Annotated in this window: 1 protein-coding gene; it reads left to right on the forward strand. The window is 27.6% G+C overall.

From position 1 onward, the window contains the following. The first annotated feature begins 130 nt into the window (after positions 1-130). A complete protein-coding gene (locus Q0731_RS13115) occupies positions 131-895 on the forward strand; it encodes a transposase (RefSeq protein ID WP_299064815.1) in 765 nt (254 codons plus the stop codon). Positions 896-1,023 lie beyond the last annotated feature (128 nt).

The raw sequence follows: 1,023 nt of genomic DNA on the forward strand, positions 1-1,023 counted from the left end.
GTTATGAGAGTGAAGTTAGATATCCCACAAATCAGAAACTATTATGGGAGTCTGTTGATTGGAGTTATAAACAGATGAAAATAATCTGTAAAGAACTAAAGTTAAAACTACCTCGTACCAAATACTTAAAATGGAAAAGCGGTATATTAATTTCAGTAAAATGCGTAGAAAAACGAACAAAAAACGCACACCTTTAACCAGATCTTTATTGTATTTACTCAAAAAAATAAACAAAGAATTAGATAGTTTAGAAAAACAATATTCTTTTAAAATGCCTTCTAACTATTATAAACGTAGAGCAACCATTAAGAAAATAAGTAATCAACAATCATTACTATTTATTAAGGGAGAAAAACCTAAAAATAGAATTGTAAGTATTGGTAAAGAGTATCTTCGACCAATTGTGAGAGGAAAGGAGATTAAAGCTGTAGAGTTTGGAGCAAAGGTAAATAAGCTCCAAATAGATGGAATTAATTTTATACAGCGAGTTAGTTTTGATAATTTTAACGAAGGCACTCAATTAAAAAACACAATTTATAAAGCGCAAAGACTTACAAAAACAAAAGTTAAAATAGTTGGAGCAGATGCAATCTACGCCACTAATAAAAATAGAGTTTTTGCTACTTCAAAAAAAATACAAACTGACTTTAAGCCAAAGGGAAAACCTTCAAAACATCGAAAACAACAATTACAATTAGCTAAAATGATAACTAAAGAAAGAGCTACAAGATTAGAGGGCAGTTTTGGAAAAGAGAAAGAACATTATCATCTAAAAAAAATCAAAGCCAAGACTAAGAAAACCGAAATACTATGGATATTTTTTGGTATTCATACAGCAAATTGTCTTGAAATTGGTAGAAGAATGGAAAAACAAATCTTAGTAAAAACAGCTTAAATTTTAATTATTAAAAATTAAATAATGGGATAATTACGTCATAATTTTGCTGTAAACTCAAATTATGTTTAAAAATTAAAAAAAGCAATGTAAAACTTATAGTTTTACATTGCTTTTTTTTAGTGCTT

This window comes from uncultured Polaribacter sp. (genome assembly GCF_947497695.1).
Classification (GTDB): domain Bacteria; phylum Bacteroidota; class Bacteroidia; order Flavobacteriales; family Flavobacteriaceae; genus Polaribacter.

Bases quoted from the DNA above. Each gene is read 5' to 3' on its own strand.
- Q0731_RS13115 (WP_299064815.1), top strand. From the start codon at position 131: ATGGAAAAGCGGTATATTAATTTCAGTAAAATGCGTAGAAAAACGAAC.